Annotated in this window: 19 protein-coding genes and 1 pseudogene; 5 read left to right on the forward strand and 15 right to left on the reverse strand. The window is 68.6% G+C overall.

All coding sequences use genetic code 11. The features are described from left to right. Positions 1–40 precede the first annotated feature (40 nt). The gene (locus WKC72_RS19290; protein ID WP_370184400.1) at positions 41–316 is read right to left on the reverse strand and encodes an SHOCT domain-containing protein; all 276 of its coding nucleotides are present in this window, start codon (positions 314–316) and stop codon (positions 41–43) included. Positions 317–447: 131 nt separating this feature from the next. On the opposite strand from WKC72_RS19290, the gene WKC72_RS19295 reads away from it, so the two are divergent. Both WKC72_RS19295 and WKC72_RS19300 read left to right on the forward strand, forming a co-directional pair. Continuing rightward, the gene (locus WKC72_RS19295; protein ID WP_370184056.1) at positions 448–1,212 is read left to right on the forward strand and encodes a response regulator; all 765 of its coding nucleotides are present in this window, start codon (positions 448–450) and stop codon (positions 1,210–1,212) included. Then, a complete protein-coding gene (locus tag WKC72_RS19300) occupies positions 1,209–2,366 on the forward strand; it encodes a sensor histidine kinase (protein ID WP_370184059.1) in 1,158 nt (385 codons plus the stop codon). The genes WKC72_RS19295 and WKC72_RS19300 overlap by 4 nt, the downstream gene beginning before the upstream one ends. A 101-nt stretch (positions 2,367–2,467) precedes the next feature. Here WKC72_RS19300 and WKC72_RS19305 read toward each other — a convergent pair whose 3' ends face one another. The 4 genes from WKC72_RS19305 to WKC72_RS19320 all read right to left on the reverse strand — a co-directional run bounded on the left by WKC72_RS19305 (position 2,468) and on the right by WKC72_RS19320 (position 7,112). Beyond that, entirely contained in the window at positions 2,468–3,208 is a 741-nt protein-coding gene (locus tag WKC72_RS19305) for a DUF305 domain-containing protein (protein ID WP_370184061.1), read from the reverse strand. 212 nt (positions 3,209–3,420) lie between these two features. Beyond that, entirely contained in the window at positions 3,421–3,729 is a 309-nt protein-coding gene (locus tag WKC72_RS19310; RefSeq protein ID WP_011600482.1) for a metal-sensitive transcriptional regulator, read from the reverse strand. Positions 3,730–4,083: 354 nt separating this feature from the next. Next, positions 4,084–6,498, reverse strand: coding sequence for a heavy metal translocating P-type ATPase (locus WKC72_RS19315; RefSeq protein WP_370184064.1), 2,415 nt, complete (start codon positions 6,496–6,498; stop codon positions 4,084–4,086). A 368-nt stretch (positions 6,499–6,866) separates the two neighbouring features. After that, positions 6,867–7,112: a DUF2892 domain-containing protein gene (locus WKC72_RS19320; RefSeq protein WP_370184066.1), complete on the reverse strand. Its 246-nt coding sequence runs from the start codon at positions 7,110–7,112 to the stop codon at positions 6,867–6,869. A 267-nt stretch (positions 7,113–7,379) separates the two neighbouring features. On the opposite strand from WKC72_RS19320, the gene WKC72_RS19325 reads away from it, so the two are divergent. Then, entirely contained in the window at positions 7,380–7,664 is a 285-nt protein-coding gene (locus WKC72_RS19325) for a heavy-metal-associated domain-containing protein (RefSeq protein WP_370184068.1), read from the forward strand. A gap of 166 nt (positions 7,665–7,830) precedes the next feature. After that, complete coding sequence (locus WKC72_RS19330; RefSeq protein WP_370184070.1) at positions 7,831–10,089, forward strand: heavy metal translocating P-type ATPase; 2,259 nt, start codon at positions 7,831–7,833, stop codon at positions 10,087–10,089. 52 nt (positions 10,090–10,141) lie between these two features. Here the strand turns inward: WKC72_RS19330 and WKC72_RS19335 are convergent, their stop codons facing one another. Together WKC72_RS19335 and WKC72_RS19340 are read right to left on the reverse strand one after the other, a co-directional pair. Beyond that, positions 10,142–11,686 (reverse strand): ABC transporter permease, encoded by a 1,545-nt coding sequence (locus tag WKC72_RS19335; protein ID WP_370184072.1) that lies wholly within the window; start codon positions 11,684–11,686, stop codon positions 10,142–10,144. Beyond that, the gene (locus tag WKC72_RS19340) at positions 11,683–12,342 is read right to left on the reverse strand and encodes an ATP-binding cassette domain-containing protein (RefSeq protein ID WP_370184075.1); all 660 of its coding nucleotides are present in this window, start codon (positions 12,340–12,342) and stop codon (positions 11,683–11,685) included. Before WKC72_RS19340 ends, WKC72_RS19335 begins: the two co-directional genes overlap by 4 nt. Positions 12,343–12,910: 568 nt before the next feature. Between WKC72_RS19340 and WKC72_RS19345 the strand changes: the two are divergent. Continuing rightward, positions 12,911–13,198 (forward strand): annotated as a pseudogene (locus WKC72_RS19345) (IS30 family transposase); the annotation flags it as partial. 155 nt (positions 13,199–13,353) lie between these two features. Here WKC72_RS19345 and WKC72_RS19350 read toward each other — a convergent pair. The 8 genes from WKC72_RS19350 to WKC72_RS19385 form a co-directional block, all read right to left on the reverse strand. Further along, entirely contained in the window at positions 13,354–14,706 is a 1,353-nt protein-coding gene (locus WKC72_RS19350; RefSeq protein ID WP_370184077.1) for a rhodanese-like domain-containing protein, read from the reverse strand. 86 nt (positions 14,707–14,792) lie between these two features. Beyond that, a complete protein-coding gene (locus WKC72_RS19355; protein ID WP_370184079.1) occupies positions 14,793–15,566 on the reverse strand; it encodes a sulfite exporter TauE/SafE family protein in 774 nt (257 codons plus the stop codon). Between the two features lie 43 nt (positions 15,567–15,609). After that, entirely contained in the window at positions 15,610–16,023 is a 414-nt protein-coding gene (locus tag WKC72_RS19360) for a DUF302 domain-containing protein (protein WP_370184081.1), read from the reverse strand. 55 nt (positions 16,024–16,078) lie between these two features. Further along, entirely contained in the window at positions 16,079–16,327 is a 249-nt protein-coding gene (locus WKC72_RS19365; RefSeq protein WP_370184084.1) for a DUF2892 domain-containing protein, read from the reverse strand. Positions 16,328–16,376: 49 nt separating this feature from the next. Further along, entirely contained in the window at positions 16,377–16,649 is a 273-nt protein-coding gene (locus WKC72_RS19370; RefSeq protein ID WP_370184087.1) for a metal-sensitive transcriptional regulator, read from the reverse strand. Between the two features lie 108 nt (positions 16,650–16,757). Beyond that, positions 16,758–18,920, reverse strand: a complete 2,163-nt coding sequence (locus tag WKC72_RS19375; protein ID WP_370184088.1) for an MMPL family transporter — start codon at positions 18,918–18,920, stop codon at positions 16,758–16,760. Positions 18,921–18,977: 57 nt separating this feature from the next. Further along, complete coding sequence (locus WKC72_RS19380; protein WP_370184090.1) at positions 18,978–19,307, reverse strand: rhodanese-like domain-containing protein; 330 nt, start codon at positions 19,305–19,307, stop codon at positions 18,978–18,980. Between the two features lie 192 nt (positions 19,308–19,499). Continuing rightward, positions 19,500–19,715: a hypothetical protein gene (locus tag WKC72_RS19385; RefSeq protein WP_370184092.1), complete on the reverse strand. Its 216-nt coding sequence runs from the start codon at positions 19,713–19,715 to the stop codon at positions 19,500–19,502. Positions 19,716–19,772 lie beyond the last annotated feature (57 nt).

A 19,772-nucleotide genomic window follows, 5' to 3' on the forward strand; every position in this document is an offset into this window, starting at 1 on the left:
GTGCGCCAGGTGTACGACGCTGTCGTGCGGTCCTGCCGGGTTATCGGTCATGTCCGGTGCGCAGTTGGTCTCTGCGGATGCGGTACTCCTCGGCGTCGATCTCCCCTCGGGCGAAGCGTTCGTCGAGGATCTTGTCCGCGCTGGGCCGGCTGGTGGCGTCGGTGTCGTAGGGAGGGTGGTGGTCCGCGCCGATGGTGCGGAACAGTGCCATGACCCCGACGATGACCAACCCCCAGAACGCGACCATCAGCCCGGCCATCAGCATCCAGCCGCCCCAGCCCATTCCGTAGCCCATTCCGCTGTTCCACCACATCATGGTTGTTCGCCCTTCGTTGCTCTCCATCGTTGATTCCGGATGCGGTGAATCGATGTGGGTTCTGTGTTGTTTCGCTGAAGATATGGCCGATTCGGGGCGGCCCGCACCGGATCGGGAGGGCACCGGCGACGATGGAGACCATGGACAACACGCCGCCCCACTCGCCCGAGGGCGCCGCGGGATATCGGGCCCTGGTGGTCGACGACGAGCGCCCGCTGGCGGCGGTGGTCGCCAGCTACCTCGAACGGGAGCACTTCGAGGTCGCCGTCGCCCACAACGGGGTCGATGCGCTGGCTCTGGCCCGGGAGATCGACCCCGACGTCGTGGTCCTCGACCTCGGGCTGCCGGGCATGGACGGAATCGAGGTGTGTCGGGGCCTGCGGACGTTCTCCGACGCCTATGTGGTGATGCTGACCGCCCGCAGCGCGGAAATGGACACCATCATCGGGCTGTCCGTCGGCGCCGACGACTACGTCACCAAACCGTTCAGCCCCCGGGAGCTGGTGGCCCGCATCCGCGCCATGTTGCGACGGCCCCGGAAGGCCCCGGTGTACGAGACACCGCCGCCCGGGCCGGGCGTGACCGAGGCTCCGCCACGGGTCTTCGGGGCGCTGAGAATCGACGTGGCGGGCCGGGAGGTGTGCCTCGGCGAGCAGCCGGTGATGTTGACCCGCACCGAGTTCGATGTGCTGGCGGTCTTGTCGTCCCGGCCGGGTATGGCATTTGGTCGGCGTCAGTTGATCGAGGCCGTGTGGGGAGAATCCTGGGTCGGGAACGAGCACCTCGTCGACGTCCATGTCGGTCACCTGCGCCGCAAGCTCGGCGACGACCCCGCCGCACCCCGGTACGTCACCACCGTCCGCGGCATCGGATACCGGATGGGGACCGGGCAATGACCTCGCATCGGGACCGGCCCCGCACCCTCGGCCAAGGTCCGGTGCGAGGCCGTGGCCCCGGCCTCGGCGTCCGGCTGCTGCTGGCCCAATCACTGGTCCTGGTTGCCGGTGTCGCCACCTGTTGGGTGGTCGCGGTGTTCGCCGGCCCCCCGCTCTTCCGCGAACACCTGCACCGCGCCGGGGTGCCGGCCTCGTCCGACGAGCAGTTCCACGCCGAGCAGGCGTACCGCTCGGCCACAGCCATTTCCCTGGCAGTGGCCCTCGGGGTGGCCTCCCTGGCCGCGTTGGTGGTGACCTGGTATTTCAGTCGGCGCCTGCAGCGTTCGGTGACCGAGGTGGCCTCCGCGGCGACCGCGGTGGCCGACGGGCGCTACGACATCCGGGTCACCTCACCGCACCTGGGCGAGGACTTCGACGCACTCGCCGAGGCGTTCAACCGGATGGCCGCCGGGCTCGAATCGGTCGAGACCGCTCGCCGCCAACTCCTCGGGGACCTCGCCCACGAAATCCGCACCCCGGTGTCGGTGCTCGAGGCGTACATGGAGGCACTCGAGGACGGGGTCGAGACCCTGGATGCCGACACGATCATCATGCTGCGCGATCAGACCCGCAGGCTGGTCCGTTTCTCGGACGACGTCAGCGCACTCTCCCATGCGGAAGAGAGCCGGACCTCGATCGAGCCGACCTGGGTCGACCCCACCGCACTACTCTCGACTGCTCTCACCGCCGCGGCGGACCGCTACACCGCCAAGCAGGTGACGCTGACCTCTCGCGTTCCTGCGCACCTTCCCCGCCTGTGGGCCGACCCGGAGCGGCTCGGGCAGGTGCTCGGCAACCTGCTCGACAACGCCTTGCGGCACACCCCCCGGGGCGGCCGGGTGGAGGTGACCGCGCAACAGCGACCCGAGCTGCTGGTGATCGAGGTGACCGACACCGGCGACGGCATCGCCGCCGAACACCTCCCGCACCTGTTCGAACGGTTCTACCGTGCCGATGCGGCACGCGACCGCGAACACGGCGGCGCCGGGATCGGACTGGCGATCGCCAAGGCGCTCGTCGACGCACAACACGGTCACATCACCGCCCGCAGCGACGGCCCCGGAACCGGCAGCACCTTCACCGTCACCCTTCCGCTGCGCCGAGATCAGCGGTGAGGAAGTACTCGGTGACGGCGATCGATTCTAGCCGGCGGTGCTCACTGTGTTCTCCTCGGACGAAGTCAGCGGCGGGTGTGCGACTCCGCGACGCCGGGGTGTCACAGCGAGGCCAGGATGCTCTGCATCGTGGTGATTTCCTGCTGTTGGGTGTCGGCGATGGTGCGTGCCATCGCGACGGCGTCGGTGTGCTGACCGGAGTCGATTTCGTTCTGCGCCATGGCGATCGCGCCCTGGTGATGGGCGATCATCTGCGTGAGGAAGAGCCGGCTGGCGTCCACACCCTGAGCGTTCTGCAGCGCGGTCATGTCGTCGGCGGACATCATCCCCATCCCACCGGCGCCGGGCGCCGGGATTTGCGAGGACTGCATCGGCATGGCGTGACCCGGCATCTCCATCCCGGGTGTGGACATCGGCATGTTCTCCCCGGTCGGGTTCATTCCCGGCACGGACATGGGCATGCTCTGGCCCGGGGTCATCATCCCAGGTGTGGACATCGGCATGCCGGACTGTCCCCACTCGGTCAGCCAGCCCTGCAGCTGCTCGATCTCCGGGCCTTGGGCCGCCTTGATCTGGTTGGCCAGCTCGGTCACCCGGGAGTCGATACCGTCCTTGGCGAGCACGGCATCGCTCATCTCGATCGCCTGCGTGTGATGGGGAATCATCTGCTGCGCGAACGACACGTCCGCCTCGTTGTGGGTCGCGGCGGAGGCGGTGGTGGCGGTGACGCTCGCCGAGGTACTGCTCTGCGCTGACTGATCGGTGCTGGAGTTGCTACAGGCGGTCAACGCGACCAGGGCGGCGACCGCGGCGGCGCCGACGGCAAGGTTCGTGGTCTTCATGGCAGGGAAATTCCTTTCTCACTTCTCGACACAGGTGCTGATCACCCCGGACACGGGGACGTTGGTCAGTGCTCGGGCATGCTCCGCGTACCGAGCGTCGCGGGAAGTCGCAGGTACCGCGCGAGCAGGGCGGTGAGCACCCTTCGCATCGAGGGCTCGGTGGATGCGGCCCCCGGTCGGGCGCCGTCGGAGGTCGGTTCCGGTCGGGGCCGTCAGGATCGGACGAGACGGGCGATGGCGTTGGAGGCTTCGGCGATCTTGGCCTCGGCCTGGTCGCGGTCGCCGGTCGCGGCGGCATCGACCACACAGTGGCTGATGTGATCTTCGAGCAGCCCTAGCGCCACGGCCTGCAGGGCCTTGGTCATGGCCGAGACCTGGGTGAGGATGTCGATGCAGTACTTCTCTTCCTCGACCATCCGTTGAAGCCCGCGGGCTTGGCCTTCGATGCGCCGCAGGCGCATGAGGTAGGCGTCCTTGGACTGGATGTAGCCGTGGCCGGCCTCGGGGGTCTCGGTGCTCATTGCCGACTCCTCTCATCGGGCCGCTTCCACCCCCCAACATACCCATGATGGGTATCGGCGGGTGGCGGCGGCGGGAGATACCCGATCCCAGGCACCGGGGTCGACGAGGCGTTCCGTGGGGGTTTCTTCGACGCCGTTTCGCGGGCCCGCCCGCGTCGGCCGTGGACGGGTCCGCGACTGTCACCGGTATCGATGGCGGGAGTCGTCGGTGATCAGGCGGTAGAGGACATACAGCGAGAACCAGGTGATGAGCACGCTCACCAGGACCAGCAGTATCTCGTAGAAGATGACCACGATCTCCTCCTCTGACGTGCGGGTGGACGGTGAATTCGGTTGGTGACGAATGCTCTTTGCTCATCGGGGACCGGTGGGGGTGGGTTCGGGCGCCGGCAGGGGCTGCGTGAGTTGCGGTTCGGGTGGGGAGGGCAACGCGAGCCGTTTGAGCATCAGGGCGTTGACCGCCACGATGACGCTCGACCCGGACATCGACAGGGCGGCGATCTCCGGGCGCAGCACCAGTCCCAGGGAGGGTTCGAAGACCCCGGCGGCGATCGGCAATGCGATGACGTTGTAGCCGACGGCCCAGCCGAGGTTCTGCCGCATCTTGCGCAGCGTGCCGCGCCCGATCCGCAGGGCGATCGGCACGTCGAGCGGGTCCGAGCGCATCAGCACCAGATCGGCGGTCTCGATCGCGACGTCGGTGCCGGCACCGATCGCGATGCCCAGGTCCGCCTGGGCCAGGGCGGGGGCGTCGTTGACGCCGTCGCCGACCATCGCGACCGTCTTGCCCGCGCGCTGCAGTTCGGCGATCTCGGCGGCCTTGTCGCCGGGGAGGACCTCGGCGATGACGGTGTCGATGCCCAGCTGCCCGGCGATGCGTGCGGCGGTGGCCTCGTTGTCGCCGCTGAGCATGACCACCTCGGCGCCGAGGTCGTGGAGGGCGGACACGGCGGCGGCGGAGGTGTCGCGGGCGGCGTCGGCCAGGGCGATCACCCCGGCCCCGCGGCCGTCGACGGCCACCAGCACCGCGGTACGTCCGCCCTGGGCCAGTTCGTCCCGCCGGTCCATCAGGGCACCGAAGTCGACCTGTTCGGCGACCATCAGCTTGCGGTTGCCGACCGCGACCCGGCGGCCGTACACCTGGGCGGTGGCCCCGTGTCCGGGCACGTTCTCGAACCCGGTCAACGGCAATTGCGGGATGCCGCGGTCGGTGGCGTAGCGGACGATCGCACCGGCCAGCGGGTGCTCGGATTCGCGTTCGACCGTCGCGACCAGCGCGAGGAACTCGTCCTCGACGATGCCGTCGGTGATCACGTCGGTGACCTCCGGTTCGCCCTTGGTCAGGGTGCCGGTCTTGTCCATCACCACGGTGTCGATCCGCGCCGACGTCTCGAGCGCGGTGGCGTTCTTGAACAGCACCCCGCGTTGGGCGCCGAGGCCGGTGCCGACCATGATCGCGGTCGGGGTGGCCAAACCCAGGGCGTCGGGGCAGGTGATGACCACGACGGTGATCGCGAACAGCAGCGCCGTCTGCACACTCTCCCCGACCAGCACCCACACCAGGAAGGTGCCGATGCCGCCGATCAGCGCGACCAGCACCAGCCAGAACGCGGCCCGATCGGCCAGGCGTTGCCCGGGGGCCTTGGAGTTCTGGGCCTCCTGGACCAGGGCGACGATCTGCGCGAGCACGGTGTCGGAGCCCACCTTGGTGGCCCGCACCCGCAGGGTGCCGGTGGTGTTGATCGACGCACCGATCACCTCGGAGCCGGGTGTTTTGGTCACGGGCAGGCTTTCCCCGGTGACCATGGACTCGTCGACCTCGGAGTGGCCGTCCTCGACGGTGCCGTCGACCGGGATCTTCGCGCCCGGCCGTATGAGCAGCAGATCCCCGGCGGTGACCTCGGCGGTGGGGATCTCGACCGTTTCGCCACCGCGCAGCACCACCGCCCGCGGCGGAGCGAGCTCGAGCAGGGTGCGGATCGCGTCGTTCGCGCCGCCGCGGGCCCGCATCTCGAACCAGTGCCCGAGCAGCACGAAGGTGGTCAGCATCGTAGCGGCCTCGTAGAACACATCCCCGGGGCCGGTCAGGGTCACCCCGACGCTGTAGAGCCAGCCGGCCCCGACCGCGACGGCAACGAGCACCATCATGTCCAGGGTGCCTGCCCTCAGCGCCCGGTAGGCGCCGTCGAAGAAGATCCACGCAGAGTAGAACACCACCGGCAGGCTCAGCAGCAGGGTGAACACGTCGTCGCGCAGCCCGAACGGTGCCGGCACCATGAACCCGAACATGTCCCGGCCCATCGGGGACCACAACATGATCGGGACCGACAGCACCAGCGCCACCAGGAAACGGTTGCGCATGTCGCGGACCATGGCGTCCATCGACATCCCGGCGTGACCGCCGCCGTGGCCCATCATCTCCTGCGGCGACCGCCCCGCAGGCGCCTCGTGCCCGGCGTGCAGGTCCTGCGCCGCCGTCCCGGCGGGCTCGGCCGGTGCTTCGGTCGCCGGGCCGGTCGGCTCGGACATCGGATCGCAGACATGATCAGGGACCGAACGCCCGGCGCAGTGATAACCGCAGTCACGCACCCACTTCGACAGTTCGACCACCGACGTGAGGCCGGGATCGTAGGTGACGGTGGCGGTCTGGTTGACCGCATTCGCCTCCACGGAGGTGACACCCGGTCGGCGGCGCAGGGTGGCCTCGACGGTCGCCGTCGAACTCGCCCAGTGAACCCCACTGACCTCGAGCACGGTGGTTCTGTTCATTCGCGCTGGCACCTCTTCGTTGTGGCGGCACCGAAGCCGGCGCCCCGCTCGAGCATCACTGCCGTCTGCCGGTCCGGGTCCGGCCCGGGCACCCCTTTACCGTCGTCCCCGGCGCGGGAGTCAATGCCGTTGTCCCCCCATCGAAAACATCATCACCGCCATCATCCCGAAGCACGCCACCGCGAACACCAAACTCCCGAGTCCCACCGTTCCGCTAACGATCAGCGCGGCCGCGACAATCAGCATCGGAATGCAGCAGGCAATCATCATCCACCGGTGACGACTGCGACCACCGGCCCCCCGTGGTTCCTCACCAGCCCCACGGTCTCCGCCGCCGCCGACGTACGGCGCCCGCCCATCCTCGTTCGTCATGATGTTCCGCCCTTCAACGAGACCGGGACATGGCCCAGCCTCTGGTACAGCGGGCAATGACCGGTCGACCCGGTCACCACCAGATCCAGTCCGGCGGCGATGAGCAGCACGGCCGCCACCATTGACCAGAGCGAGGCTCCGCCCGCGATGACCATGAGACCGCCGGCCATACCGACAACGCCGATCACGATCCGGACGATCCGCTCGGCCGGGGTGACGTTGACACTCCAGCGCTGTGTCATTGCTACTCCCTCGCTTCCGCCGCAACCGGTTTCACCGGCCGCTACCTGACCGGTCATGTCCGAGACTGCCCCCACCGGGTATGCCTTGATTAGTGATTTGATGAAGATTCGATGAAGAACCAACCGGCGGAAGCCGGTCGGTGAACCCTTCACCCTGCTGACCTCGCCTTTTCGCGGCCGACGAAACAAACCGATTTACCGCTACCCCCTATGGGTATATCTTCGGTTCAGGCTCACCGGAGCGTGGGCACGGAAAGGTGGAGATCGATGACTGTCACCACATACAAGGTCGAGGGCATGACGTGCGCGCACTGCGTGTCGACGGTGCGGGCGGCGGTGGGCTCGGTCCCGGGGGTGACCGGGGTGGAGGTGGATCTGGCGGCGGGAACGGTGACCAGCGCGGGCGGGCCGATCGGCGGCGCTGTCGCACAGGCCATCTCCGACGCCGGGTACGACGTCGTGACGGCAGGGCGCGACACGGCGCCGCATGACACGGTGGTCGGTACCGCCCTGCCCTTGGTCGGCGATGCCGGCGGGTGCTGCTGCGGCTGAACCCGCCATCGGCCGGGGTGTGCGTCCGGGCCGGTGGGCCGAGGGTCCAGTGCGGTGCGGCGGCGGGGTGCATGGGCGATATCCGGGGAGCGCCGGACACCGCCCGGTTCCGCTTACCCCCTAGGGGTATTATGAGAGAGATTCGAGCGGCAAGAGGGATGAGCACATGACGACCCACATGACCGAATCCGGTGATCGAGAACATGATCTCGAGTTGTCGATCGGGGGAATGACGTGCGCGTCGTGTGCGGCGCGAATCGAGAACAAGCTCAACCGGATGGACGGGGTCACCGCGACCGTCAACTACGCGACCGAGAAGGCCAGGGTCACCTTCGCCGACCGGGTGGCCCCCGAAGATCTGGTGGCGACGGTGGAGGCGACCGGATACACCGCCACCCTCCCTTCCCCCGCGGACGCCGGGGTGCCGACGGCCGCCCCCACCGAACCGGACGAGGCCGCCGAGTGGCGGCAGCGGCTGACCGTCTCGACGGTGCTGACCGTGCCGGTCGTGCTGTTGTCGATGATCCCCGCGCTCCAATTCGACAACTGGCAGTGGCTGACCTTGACCCTCGCCTCCCCCGTGGTGGTGTGGGGCGCGCTGCCGTTCCACCGCGCCGCCTGGGCGAACCTGCGGCACGGCGCCGCCACGATGGACACCCTCATCTCCGTCGGTGTCACCGCCGCCTACCTGTGGTCGCTGTGGGCGCTGTTCTTCACCCACGCCGGCATGACCGGCATGCGGATGAACTTCGACCTGCTCACCACCGGCAGCACCGAACCGCACATCTACCTCGAGGTCGCCTCCGCGGTGACCACCTTCATCCTCGCCGGCCGCTATTTCGAGGCCCGCGCGAAACGACAGTCCGGGGCGGCGCTGCGCGCCCTGCTCGACATGGGCGCCAACGACGTCGCCGTGCTCCGCGACGGATCGACCGAGATCCGCATCCCGATCGGCCAACTCGCGGTCGGCGATGTGTTCGTCGTCCGGCCCGGGGAGAAGATCGCCACCGACGGGATCGTCACCTCGGGCACCTCCGCGGTCGACGCATCCATGCTCACCGGCGAACCGGTCCCCGTCGAGGTCGGGCCCGGCGACAGCGTCGTCGGCGCCACCGTCAACGCCGGTGGCCGAATAGTCGTCCGCGCCACCCGCATCGGCGCCGACACCCAACTCGCGCAGATGGCACGGCTGGTGACCGAGGCACAGAACGGGAAGGCGCAGGTGCAACGCCTCGCCGACCGGGTCTCGGCGGTCTTCGTGCCCATCGTCATCGGGCTCGCACTGCTGACCCTCGCGGTATGGCTGCTGACCGGGAACACGGTGACGGCGGCGTTCACCGCCGCGGTCGCGGTGCTGATCATTGCGTGCCCGTGCGCGCTGGGGCTGGCCACGCCGACCGCGCTGCTCGTCGGCACCGGCCGCGGCGCCCAGCTCGGCATCTTGATCAAGGGCCTGCAGATCCTCGAATCGACCCGCCGCGTCGACACCATCGTCCTGGACAAGACCGGCACCGTCACCACCGGCCGGATGGCCGTCGCCTCGGTGCACGCCACCGACGGGGTGTCCGACACCGAAGTCCTGCGCCTGGCGGGCGCGGTGGAGGAGGCCTCCGAACACCCCATCGCCCGTGCGGTCGCCGCGCGCGCCGCCGAGGTGGGCCCGTTGCCGGCGGTCGAGGGCTTCGAAAACCACGGCGGCCGCGGGGTGTCCGGTGTCGTCGAGGGTCACGCCGTGCTCGCCGGCCGGAACAGCTGGCTTCGCGATGAGTGGGCGCTCAGCGCCCCCGACGGGCTGCAGCTCGTCGTCGACGAGGCCGAAACGCAGGGACGGACCCCGGTGTGGATTGCGTGGGACGGGGCGATCCGCGCGGTGATCGTCGTCTCCGACACCGTCAAGGACACCTCCGCGGCGGCGATCGGTGAACTACGTGAGCTCGGCCTCTCACCCGTGCTGCTCACCGGGGACAATCACCGCGCCGCGCAGAGCGTCGCGAACCAGGTCGGGATCGAGGAGGTGATCGCCGAGGTCCTGCCCAGCGACAAGGTCGACGTGATCAAGAACCTGCAGGATGCGGGGCGGGTGGTGGCGATGGTCGGCGATGGCGTCAACGACGCGGCCGCCCTCGCCCAGGCCGACCTGGGTCTGGCGATGGGCACCGGCACCGACGTCGCGATCGAGGCCTCGGACCTGACGCTGGTGCGCGGTGACCTGCGGGCCGCCCCGGACGCGATCCGTCTGGCGCGGGCCACCCTGCGCACGATCAAGGGCAATCTGTTCTGGGCGTTCGCCTACAACGTGGCGGCCCTGCCGCTGGCGGCGCTGGGCCTGCTCAACCCGCTGATCGCCGGTGCCGCAATGGCCTTCAGCTCGGTGTTCGTGGTGAGCAACAGCCTGCGACTGCGCCGGTTCACCCCCACCCGGTAACGAAGAAACGCGCCAGGTCGCCGGTCGAGCACACCGGGCGCGATCGACGCGATCACATGCCCAACCCGCCACGCACGGGGGTGGCGGGGGCCCGGTGGAACAACCACCCGGCCAGCGCGGTGAGCGCGAGCAGCCACGTCACCGCTCCCAGCAACGGCCCGACCGCGTCGAACCGTGCGGTCAGCCCGCCGTCGAGCAACACCCGCATCGCCCCGTATCCCGGGAGGCCGTGTGCCCAGGTCGCCGGTTCCGGCCGCAGCATCGGACTCTGGCCGATCCCGATGTCGAGAAAGGGCACCAGAAAGGCGATGAACACCCCACCCACGCGCCCGAAGATCGGCCCCAGGCAGAACCCGAGCAGCCCGTAGGTCACGGCCATCAGCAGGTTCCCGCCGACGTAGACACCCCATTGCCGGGCATCGAACACCGTCGCGGTCACCATCAACGACGAGACGGTCACCAGGGCGGCGGCGATCCCGATCATCGTCAACCGCACCCCGAGTAGGAGGGGAAAGGGGAACCCGGCCAGGGCCAGTCGCTGATCGCCGGCTCGGGCGTCGAGCCCGATGAACAGCCCGGCCAACGCCGCGAGCGAGGAGACCGCGATCGGGGTCATCGTCCCGGCATGCACATCCGGCAGCCAGAACACCTGCATCACCGCTCGGCCGCCCTCGACGAGGGAGAACATGCCGGACTCCTGCGCGGTCATTGCCTTGGCCAGCACGATGAACACCATCGGCACGACGATCAGCAGCACCCACAGCACCGGGTTGCGGCGGTAGTCCCGCAGTCCCATCCGCAGCCCGGCCGAAAACTGAGCCCACCCGGAACCGGAGGCGGATCGCCGCCGCGTCAACCGGACCGCACCGACGATCGCGGTGATGACGGCGGTGCTGACGATCAGCGCCGCGAACATCCACACCAGCGCCCAGCCCAGGTCCCCGATCCGGCCGCCGTGCCGGGACGGAATGTCCACCATCCACAGCGTGACGAAATGCGTCGGGAACCACCGGGTTTCGATGCGATCGGCGGAGCCGACGGCGGGGCCGAAGAACACGTCCAGAATCCAGACGAACAAGATGAGGACGGTGCCGTTGACTGGGTTGCGCACCAGCGCCCCGACCAGGGCGCCGATCGCTAGATAGATCACCGCGAACATCATGGTTCCGGCGATCGCCCGGCCGAGGTCACCGATTCCGGTGCGCGCGGCCAAGGCGAGCAGGGCCGCCGCCGCGACCAACACCCCCAGCACCAGTCCGGTCCCGAGCCGGGCCGCGACCAACCGCATCGGCGCAAGGCCCGCCGACACCAGCCGCCGATCGGCGGCGCGAGCCGCGCTGATCTGGAAGAACATGGCGATACCGGCGAGGAATCCCGCCGCCCAACCGGCGGTCGCGGTTTCCACCGCGGGCCCGCCCGCCCCACCGAGCAGCTTCGCGGCATCGGCCATCGACCCGGCCGCAACAATCACAAACACCACCGGGACCAGCACAAGCACCAACACGTTGACGGGGTTGCGGGCGTAGTCGACCAGGAATCGGTGGATGAGCAGTGAGACCGCGCCCGGCGCCCTCGGCAGGTGATCACCGGCTTTCATCTCGCCGCCGCCGTCCCGTTGTGCAGGTCGACGAAGCGGTGCTCGTCGGTGACGAAGTGACTGATGATCAGCACCGAGCGCCCCGTTCGGCGGCGCTGCGCCACCAGTTCCCAGAACCGCAGGTAGGTGTCCCAGTCGAAACCGGAGTACGGCTCGTCGAGCAGCAGCACCTCCGGGTCGGCGAGCATCGCCAACCCGAGGTTGAGCTTCGCGAGGGTACCGCCGGACAACCGGTCGGCGCGGGTGTCCGCGTAACGCTCGAAGCCGAGCGCGCTGTAGAGCGCCCGGCGGGCGCGTCGCTCCTCGTCCGGGGCCATCCGGTAGGCGCAGCCGAACAACTCGAAGTGTTCGTCGCAGGTCAACCTCTCGTAGACCACCGGCTGCTGCGGGCAGTATCCCAGCCGCCCCGACCGGGTCACGGTGCCGGCATCCGGCCGGTACTCGCCGACGAGAATCTTCATCAACGTCGACTTCCCCGAACCGTTCTCCCCGGTCAGCCCGACCACCTCACCCGGCTGCAGCACCAGATCCACGCCCCGCAGTACCCGGGAATCGCGGCGGACCGGCCACCACCCCTGCCGGAAACTCTTCTCGATTCCGTCGGCGGTCAGCACCGCGGTCACCGGCGCCGACCCCGCGGATCCCGAACTGTTCATCTCGCTCCTCGGAACACTGGCGGTGATCAGCTGGACCTCAGCGCCACCGCGTCCAGCGCGTGCACACCACCGGCGGCCGGCACCAGAAAGCGGCGGTGGGGGTGTCGAATCGGACGCCGTGACGTCGAGCTCGAGGTGGCCACCCTTTCCGCCACACGACATCAACCCGGACGAGTGCCTCCTGATCGCACTCTCTCGGGTTGTGACCCGCCGATTCCTCAACTCAATACCGTGCGGGCGCCGGGCGCACTCGATCGGTCTCCTTCTTCAACGAATCTTCACAAACCCTCACCGATTTGCGGGGGTTCGCCGCCGACACTCGGCAACGAACCGACGCATACCGGGTCAGGCCCGCGGAAGGGTCGCCGCCGACGCTGACTGCGCAAGACCGTTCGAGTGCACGTCCCCGCGCGCAGGACACCGAGGGTGTCCACCAGGGACCGGGTGAGAGCCGCCGGCACGCCCGTCGCCGACGACTCGCTGTCCGTCTCCGACGTCATCCTCCCCGCCCAGGAAAGCGGCCTGGACGAGGTACGTGCCCTGCTCGGCGAGGAAGGTCTGATTCCCGCCGCCGCAGCTTCGGAAGACCCTGACCTGGGATCAGAGCAAGGAGATGGCGTTGCACCAGCAGATCACCGCCGAGACCGGCCTGGACGTGTTCTTCTGTGACGTCCACTCGCCGTGGCAGCGCGGCAGCAATGAGAACCTCAACGGGCCTCTGCGTCAGTACTTTCCCAAGAGCAGCGACCTCAACATCCCTACGCCAGAGCGTCTGGTCGAGATTGCCTTCCAGTTGAATAGTCGACCCCGCAAGACCCTGGAGTGGGCAATTCCGGTTTCGCTCCTTACTGAGATACCGTCATCGACGACAAGCCCGACTGTTGCGACGTTCGCTAGATTCTGCAGGGCCAAACATGTCGCCTGCTCCTCGGTCGGCGGCTGCTGCCGCGGTTCCGGTCTTCCGGAAACGGTCGGCGCCCCGTGGCATTCGGATACTGATCATTCGGATCCTTATGTGGTGCTGGTGATGTCGGTGTCCTTCACGTTGCCGTAGTCGTCGTTGATCAGCACGGTGGTGCGGTCGGGGCGGTCGATCATCGAGGCGGCGATGGAGGATCGGTAGCCGGAGGCGCAGTGCACCCAGATCTCCCCGTCGGGGAGGGTTCCCTGTCGGTCGGCGAGTTCCTGGAGCGGGATGTTGATCGCCCCGTCGATGTGGCTGCTGTCGTATTCGTTGCGTTGGCGTACATCGAGGACGGTGATGTCGTGCTCGGGAAGTCTCTCCGCGAGGGCGGGGAAGTCGGCGACCCGGTAGGACCGCAGTTCGGTGCCGGCGACGAGGGTGTGGATTTCGCCGACCGCGGCACCGGCGAGGTCATCGATGCCGATGCGGACCAGTTCGCGGCGGGCGTCGTTGACCTGGTCTTCGTTTTCGCCGATCAGGGTCAGCGGTGCACCCCACTGGTAGAGCCAGCCGAGGTAGGTGACGAACGAGTCCGACAGCTCGAAGCCGAGGGTGCCGCCGAGGTGGCCGGCGGCGAAGGCGGTGCGCTCCCGTAGGTCCACGACCCATTCGCCGGCGTCGATGCGGCGGCGGAGCTCGTCGGGGTCGACGGGTGCGGGCAGCGACAGGTCGACCGGGGGCGGTCCTTGGGTGTTGATAACCCCCATGTGCGCGTAGTAGGCCGGATACTCGGACAGGCCGGCGATCAGTTCGTCGACGTAGCTTTGCTCGTCCTGGGTCAGGGCGGGGTTGGTGGTGCGTTGTTCACCGACGGTGGAGGAGTCCCCGCTCGCGGGGGTGGCGGCGCAGAAGCTGCCGAATCCGTGGGTGGGGTAGATCTTGGTGTCGGCGGGGAGCGCGTCGGCCAGACGGCGCACCGAGTGGTACTGGGCGTGGGTCAGTTCCCGGGTGTGATCGTCGCCGAGGAGGTCGGTGCGGCCGGTGGTGCCGAAGAGCATCGAGCCACCGGTGAAGACGGCGTGGGGGGTGCCGGCGGTGTCGCGCAGGACGTAGCTGACGTGGTGGTGGGTGTGGCCGGGGGTGTGCATGACCTGCAATTGGATCGGTCCGGCGTCGATGAGGTCGCCGTCACCGACGGCGCGCCGCTGGTAGCCGACGTCGTCGCCGGTGGGGACGACGTACTCGGCACCGGTGGTGCGGGCCAGTTCGAGGCCGCCGGTGACGTAGTCGTTGTGGATGTGGGTCTCGAGGACGTGGGTGATCCGCACATCCCGGTCGTGGGCGAGGGCCAGCACCCGGTCGATGTCGCGTTGCGGGTCGAGGACTACGCCGACAGCGCCGTCGGTGACCAGGTAGCTGCGATCGCCCAGGCTCGAGGTCTCGATGATCGACACGTCCATGACTCGTACCTTTCTCACATATTCTCTGGTGTTCGCATACCCGGGTGGGCATAGGTGAAACGGTGTTGTGGTCGCCCGTCCTGCTGTCAGCGGAGAAGGACTGTGTCGACCAGGACGTATGCGGCGACGACGAAGACGAGGTAGGCGAACCATCGCTGCAGCCGGTCGGTGTCGACCTTGGTGCCGAAATGACTGGCGATCAGGGACCCGGCGACGGCGGTGCCGGCGAACGCGGCGGTGATCGCCCAGTCGATGCCGGCGCCGCTCAGGTGCGAGACCAATCCGGCCGTCGAGTTCGCGACGATGATGATCAGCGAGGTGCCGATTGCGACCGACATGTGCAGACCGAGCATCAGCACCAGGGCGGGGATGATCAAGAAGCCGCCGCCGACACCGAACAGGCCGGTCAGGAATCCCACAGCGATCCCCGCGGGGATGGATCGGGGGGCGCAGCGGCGCCAGTCGATCCCCGAGTCCCCGACCTCGCAAGCGGTGCCGGTGTCGCCTCGATCCATCAGCATCCGGATCCCGGCGAGGACCATCACGGCGGCGAAACCGACCATCACCACCGATTGCGGCAGCACACGCCCGACCGCGCTGCCGGCGAAGGTCGCGGGAATACCGCAGGCGGCGAAGACCCCGGCCATGCGCCAGTTCACTTGGTGCTCGCGAATTTTCGGGATGGCTCCGACGAGGGAGGCGACACCGATCACCAGCAGGGAGATCGGGATGGCCTGCTCGAGGTCGAGGCCGAGGCCGAAGACCAGGGCGGGGACGGCCAGGATCGATCCGCCGCCGCCGAGGAGTCCGAGGAGGACACCGATGATCGCCCCGAGCGCGAGTGCGATCGTTATGTCCACAGAACTCCTTTCGCCTCAGCCGTGTGGGCGGGGTCGGGTGTGGTTACCGGTCGCCGGTGTCCCGGGAGAGGGTGTCGATGGCGGCCTGCAACGCGGCGGTGGCGTCGTCGGCGACCGCGCCGAGCCCGGGTTGGTCGGCGACCTGGACCATCACCTGTGGGTTCATCGCGTCGATCAGCACCGTGCCCGGATCGTCAGGGTCGGCGCGCACGACGACGTTGCACGGCAGGAGTAGTCCGATCTGCCGGTCCACGGTGACCGCCCGGTGGGCGAGCGGCGGATTGCAGGCGCCGAGGATCAGGTAGTCCTCCATGTCTTCACCGAGTTTCGCCTTCAGGGTGGCCTTCATGTCGATCTCGGTGAGGACGCCGAATCCCTGCTCGGCCAGGGCTTTGCGGGTGCGGTCCACGGCGTCGGCGAACGAGGTGTGCAGGTTGGTCGAGAGTGCGAGTGTCATGAGCGCCTTCTGCCTTTCTGTGAAGCAAGGGCTGATCGGTGGCGGCCTGCGCCGGTCATCGTCCAGGCGGGGCGGGACATGGAGCGGCGAGCCGGGGCACACCGAGGCGGTGGAGCAGCAGGCTCGCCGGGCACCAGCCCACTGCGCTGTAGAGCAGCAGGTTCGCGGCCACGAACCCGGTGAGCAGCAGCCACCACGACGTAAAGTTCAGTGTCAGTGCGATGCTCGCGAGTACCACCGTTGCGGCGAGGAGCGGCACGATCCTGTCGATCGTCCAGCTGCGCCGGCGGGTCGCGTCGGTCATGGTTACCTTTCGTCGACGTCGAACGGAGGTAGGGGCGCCGGACAGGGCCTCAGGCGAGGGCGAGGAACAGCTTCTCGAGTTCGGCCTCGGTCATCGGTTCCTTGCCTTCCTCGGCCGCCTCGCCGGTGAGGCATTCGCGTAGCCCGGTGGCGACGATCTTGAACCCGGCTTTGTCCAGGGCGCGGGAGACCGCGGCGAGTTGGGTGACGACGTCCTTGCAGTCGCGTCCCTGTTCGATCATCGAGATCACCCCGGCGAGTTGCCCGTGGGCCCGGCGGAGCCGGTTGAGTACCAATGCAATGCTGTCTTCGTCGCCGACCATCATGGTTCCTTTCCTGAGACCTGATATCAGTATACCCCTGGGGGTACCACCGGTGAGGTGGGTGCATTGTGTAATGCCCCACCCCCGGGGCGGACACGGACCCGGCGCTCAGTGGGAGAATCTGATGGTCGGCAGGATCTTGCGCAGCCAGGCCGGTGACCACCAGGCGGCGTGCCCGGTTAGCCGCAGCAGTACCGGCAGCAGCACGAGCCTGATCAGCACCGCGTCGAGGAGCACGGCGACGCCGAGGATGATGCCCATCTCTTTCGGGGGTAGCGGGTCGGCGAGGGCGAAGGTGAAGAACACCGCGACCATCACCGCGGCGGCGGCGAAGATCACCCGCCCGGAATGCGCGAGACCGTCGACGTGCGCGATCTTCGGATCGCCGGAGCGTTCGTAGTGTTCCTTCGCGGTGGCCAGCAGGAAGACGGTGTAGTCCATGGCGATTGCGAAGATCATGGCGGAGAAGAACACCGGCCCCCATCCGTCCAGGAAGCCCTGGGGGGTGAAGCCGAGCAGGCTCGCGCCGTGGCCGTCCTGGAAGATCAGCTTCGCGACCCCGAATGCGGCGGCGGTCGAGAGCAGGCTGACCGCGGTGCCGAGGATGGCAATCAGGGGTGCCTGCAGGGCGACGAGCAGCAGACCGAACCCGAGGATCAAGATGATGCCGACGATCAGCGGGAGGTAGTCGTTCAGGGCCTGCTGCAGGTCGAGGTTCTCTGCAGGTGCGCCGCCGACCAGGGCCCCGTCGGGCAGGTCGGCGCGCAGGGTGTCGAGGATGGTGCCCATCTGGTTGTCGGAGGGATCGACGGTCGGCATGGCCTGCAGCATGACGTAGTTGCTGCCGTCGGGGGCGGGCTGCGGCGGGGTGACCATGGCGATTCCATCGGTTGCGGCGGCCGCTGCGGCGGTCTCCGCACCCTCCGCGGTGGGGGTGATGATCTGCAGCATTCCCGGTGCCCCTTCGCCCATCTGGGCCTGGACGAGTTCGTAGCCCTGGCGGACCGGGGCGTCGGTGGGGACGACTTCGATCGAGGGCATCGCGACCTTCAGTCCGAGCACCGGGGCCGCCAGGGCGATGAGTACGAGCAGCGAGGCGATCGCGAAGGGCCACGGGTGGCGATGCAGTAGTTCGCCCCAGGCGGCGAACCGCGGTGAGCGGTGCTGTTGTCGCTTGGCGTGGGGCAGGGATCCGGCGTTGACTCTGCCGCCGAGCGCGCCCAGGGTGGCGGGCAGCAGGGTCAGGGTGGCCAGCAGGACGAAGAACACCGCCAGCATGATCCCGACGGCCATCGTCCGCACCGCCGGGGCGGGCACCAGCAGCACCGCGGACAGACTCACGAGCACGGTCAGTCCGGACAGGGCTACCGCCTTGCCCGCGGTGTCCATGGTCTCGGCCACCGCCGATCGCGGGTCGTCCCCGTTCTTCAGCGCGTCGCGGAAGCGGGAGACGACGAACAGGGCGTAGTCGATGCCGAGGGCGAGAGCGAACATCATCGCGAAGTTCATCGCCCACAACGAGATCGGGGTGATCTCGGTGAGCAGCACCAGGCCGCCGGCGGAGGCAATGAGCCCGGCCAGGGTCAGCAGCAGTGGCAGTCCGGCGGCGACGAGCGAGCCGAACGCGAGCACCATGATCGCCAGCGTGACGGGCCAGGAGAACAATTCGGCCTGGATCATCGCGTCGTGGTTGGCCTTGTTGAAATCGCTCCACAGGGCGGACGCTCCGGTCGGGTACACCTCGATTCCGTCCCCGGACAGGGCGGTCAGCTCGCCTTTGTGTTCGTCGACGGCCTTGACCATGTCGTCTGAACTTGCGTTCGCGCCGGCGATCAGGATGCCGGTGTGCCCGTCCGGGCTGATCGACATCCCCGGCTGTGGCGCGATGACCGCACCGAACCGGGTATCGCCCGCGAAGACGGTCCCGGCATCGCGCAGGGTCCGCCGCATCTGCGGGCTGTCGATGGTCTGGGTGTCCGAGTGCACGACCACCTGCACTGCGGCCGAGGAGTTACCGCCGAAGTGCTGCTCCGCGAGCTCGCGGACCTGCACCGATTCGGAGCCGTTGGCCTGCCACCCGGCGCCGGCTAGCGAGCCGAACACCGAGGGGGCCGCCGCACCGAGCGCGACCAGCGCGATCAGCCAGATGCCGAACACCATTTTGGTGTGGGTGGCCATCGCCACGCCCATGCGGCCCAGCACCCCGCTCTCGGCGGTGGTCGTGGTCGTGGTCGTGGGCTGGTCGCCGTCGACGGTGGTGCTGCGCGTCATCTGCGGTCTCCTTGATGGTGTGGGAGGAACGATCTGGTCGATGCAGGGGCGGGACGATCAGTGGTGGGGGCATGAGCCGTCTTCGCCGGTGTCGAGGGGCCGGCCCGCTGCGGCCCACCCGGAGGTGCCCTCGGTCACCGACACCGCGGGCCGTCCGGCAGTGACGAGGATTCGTGCCCCCTGCACGCTCCGGTTCCCGGACGCACAGATCATGTACACCACCGCGCCGGCCGGGATCTGCGTTACCCGGTCGCCGAGTTGTCCCAGTGGCAGCGACTGCGCGCCGGGCACGTGCGCATTCCGGTATTCCCACGGCTCCCGAACGTCGACGACGGGTGCTCCCGCCGCCCACGCGTCGGCGAATTCGCCGATCTCGATTTCACGCATGACACAACCTTTCATACCCTAGGGGGTATATATTTCGGCGTATGTTACCCCAGGGGGTATCGGTACGAGTCCTCCGGGTGGTGGGCACCGGCGACGTCGATGCGCACCGCTGGCGGGTTCCGGCTTCCCTGGGCCTCCGGCTCGGGCACGGGCTCCTCGGTGACCACGCGCCCGCATCTGCGGGGTGCGCCGTCACCGGGGTGGCGCGCTCGGTGGGCGGGCCCTCGCGCACGACAGCGCCGCGAGGGCGGCAGCAGCCCGATCTGCCGGTTGCCTGACCGCCCGATTCGCGGGCAGGGAGTTGCAGGCGCCGAGGACGGGGTTGCGTTCCGTCCTCTCGCCGAGCTTCGCCGTCGCGCCGGCCTGCATGTCGGTCTCGGTGAGCGCGCCGAATCCCCGCTCCGCCAACGACTCCTGGGTCTCGTCGACGGCATCTCCGAGTGCACGGTGGCCGGAAGTCAGGGC

The sequence above is a fragment of the Rhodococcus wratislaviensis genome, from assembly GCF_041228765.1.
In the GTDB taxonomy this organism is placed as follows: Bacteria; Actinomycetota; Actinomycetes; order Mycobacteriales; family Mycobacteriaceae; genus Rhodococcus_F; species Rhodococcus_F wratislaviensis.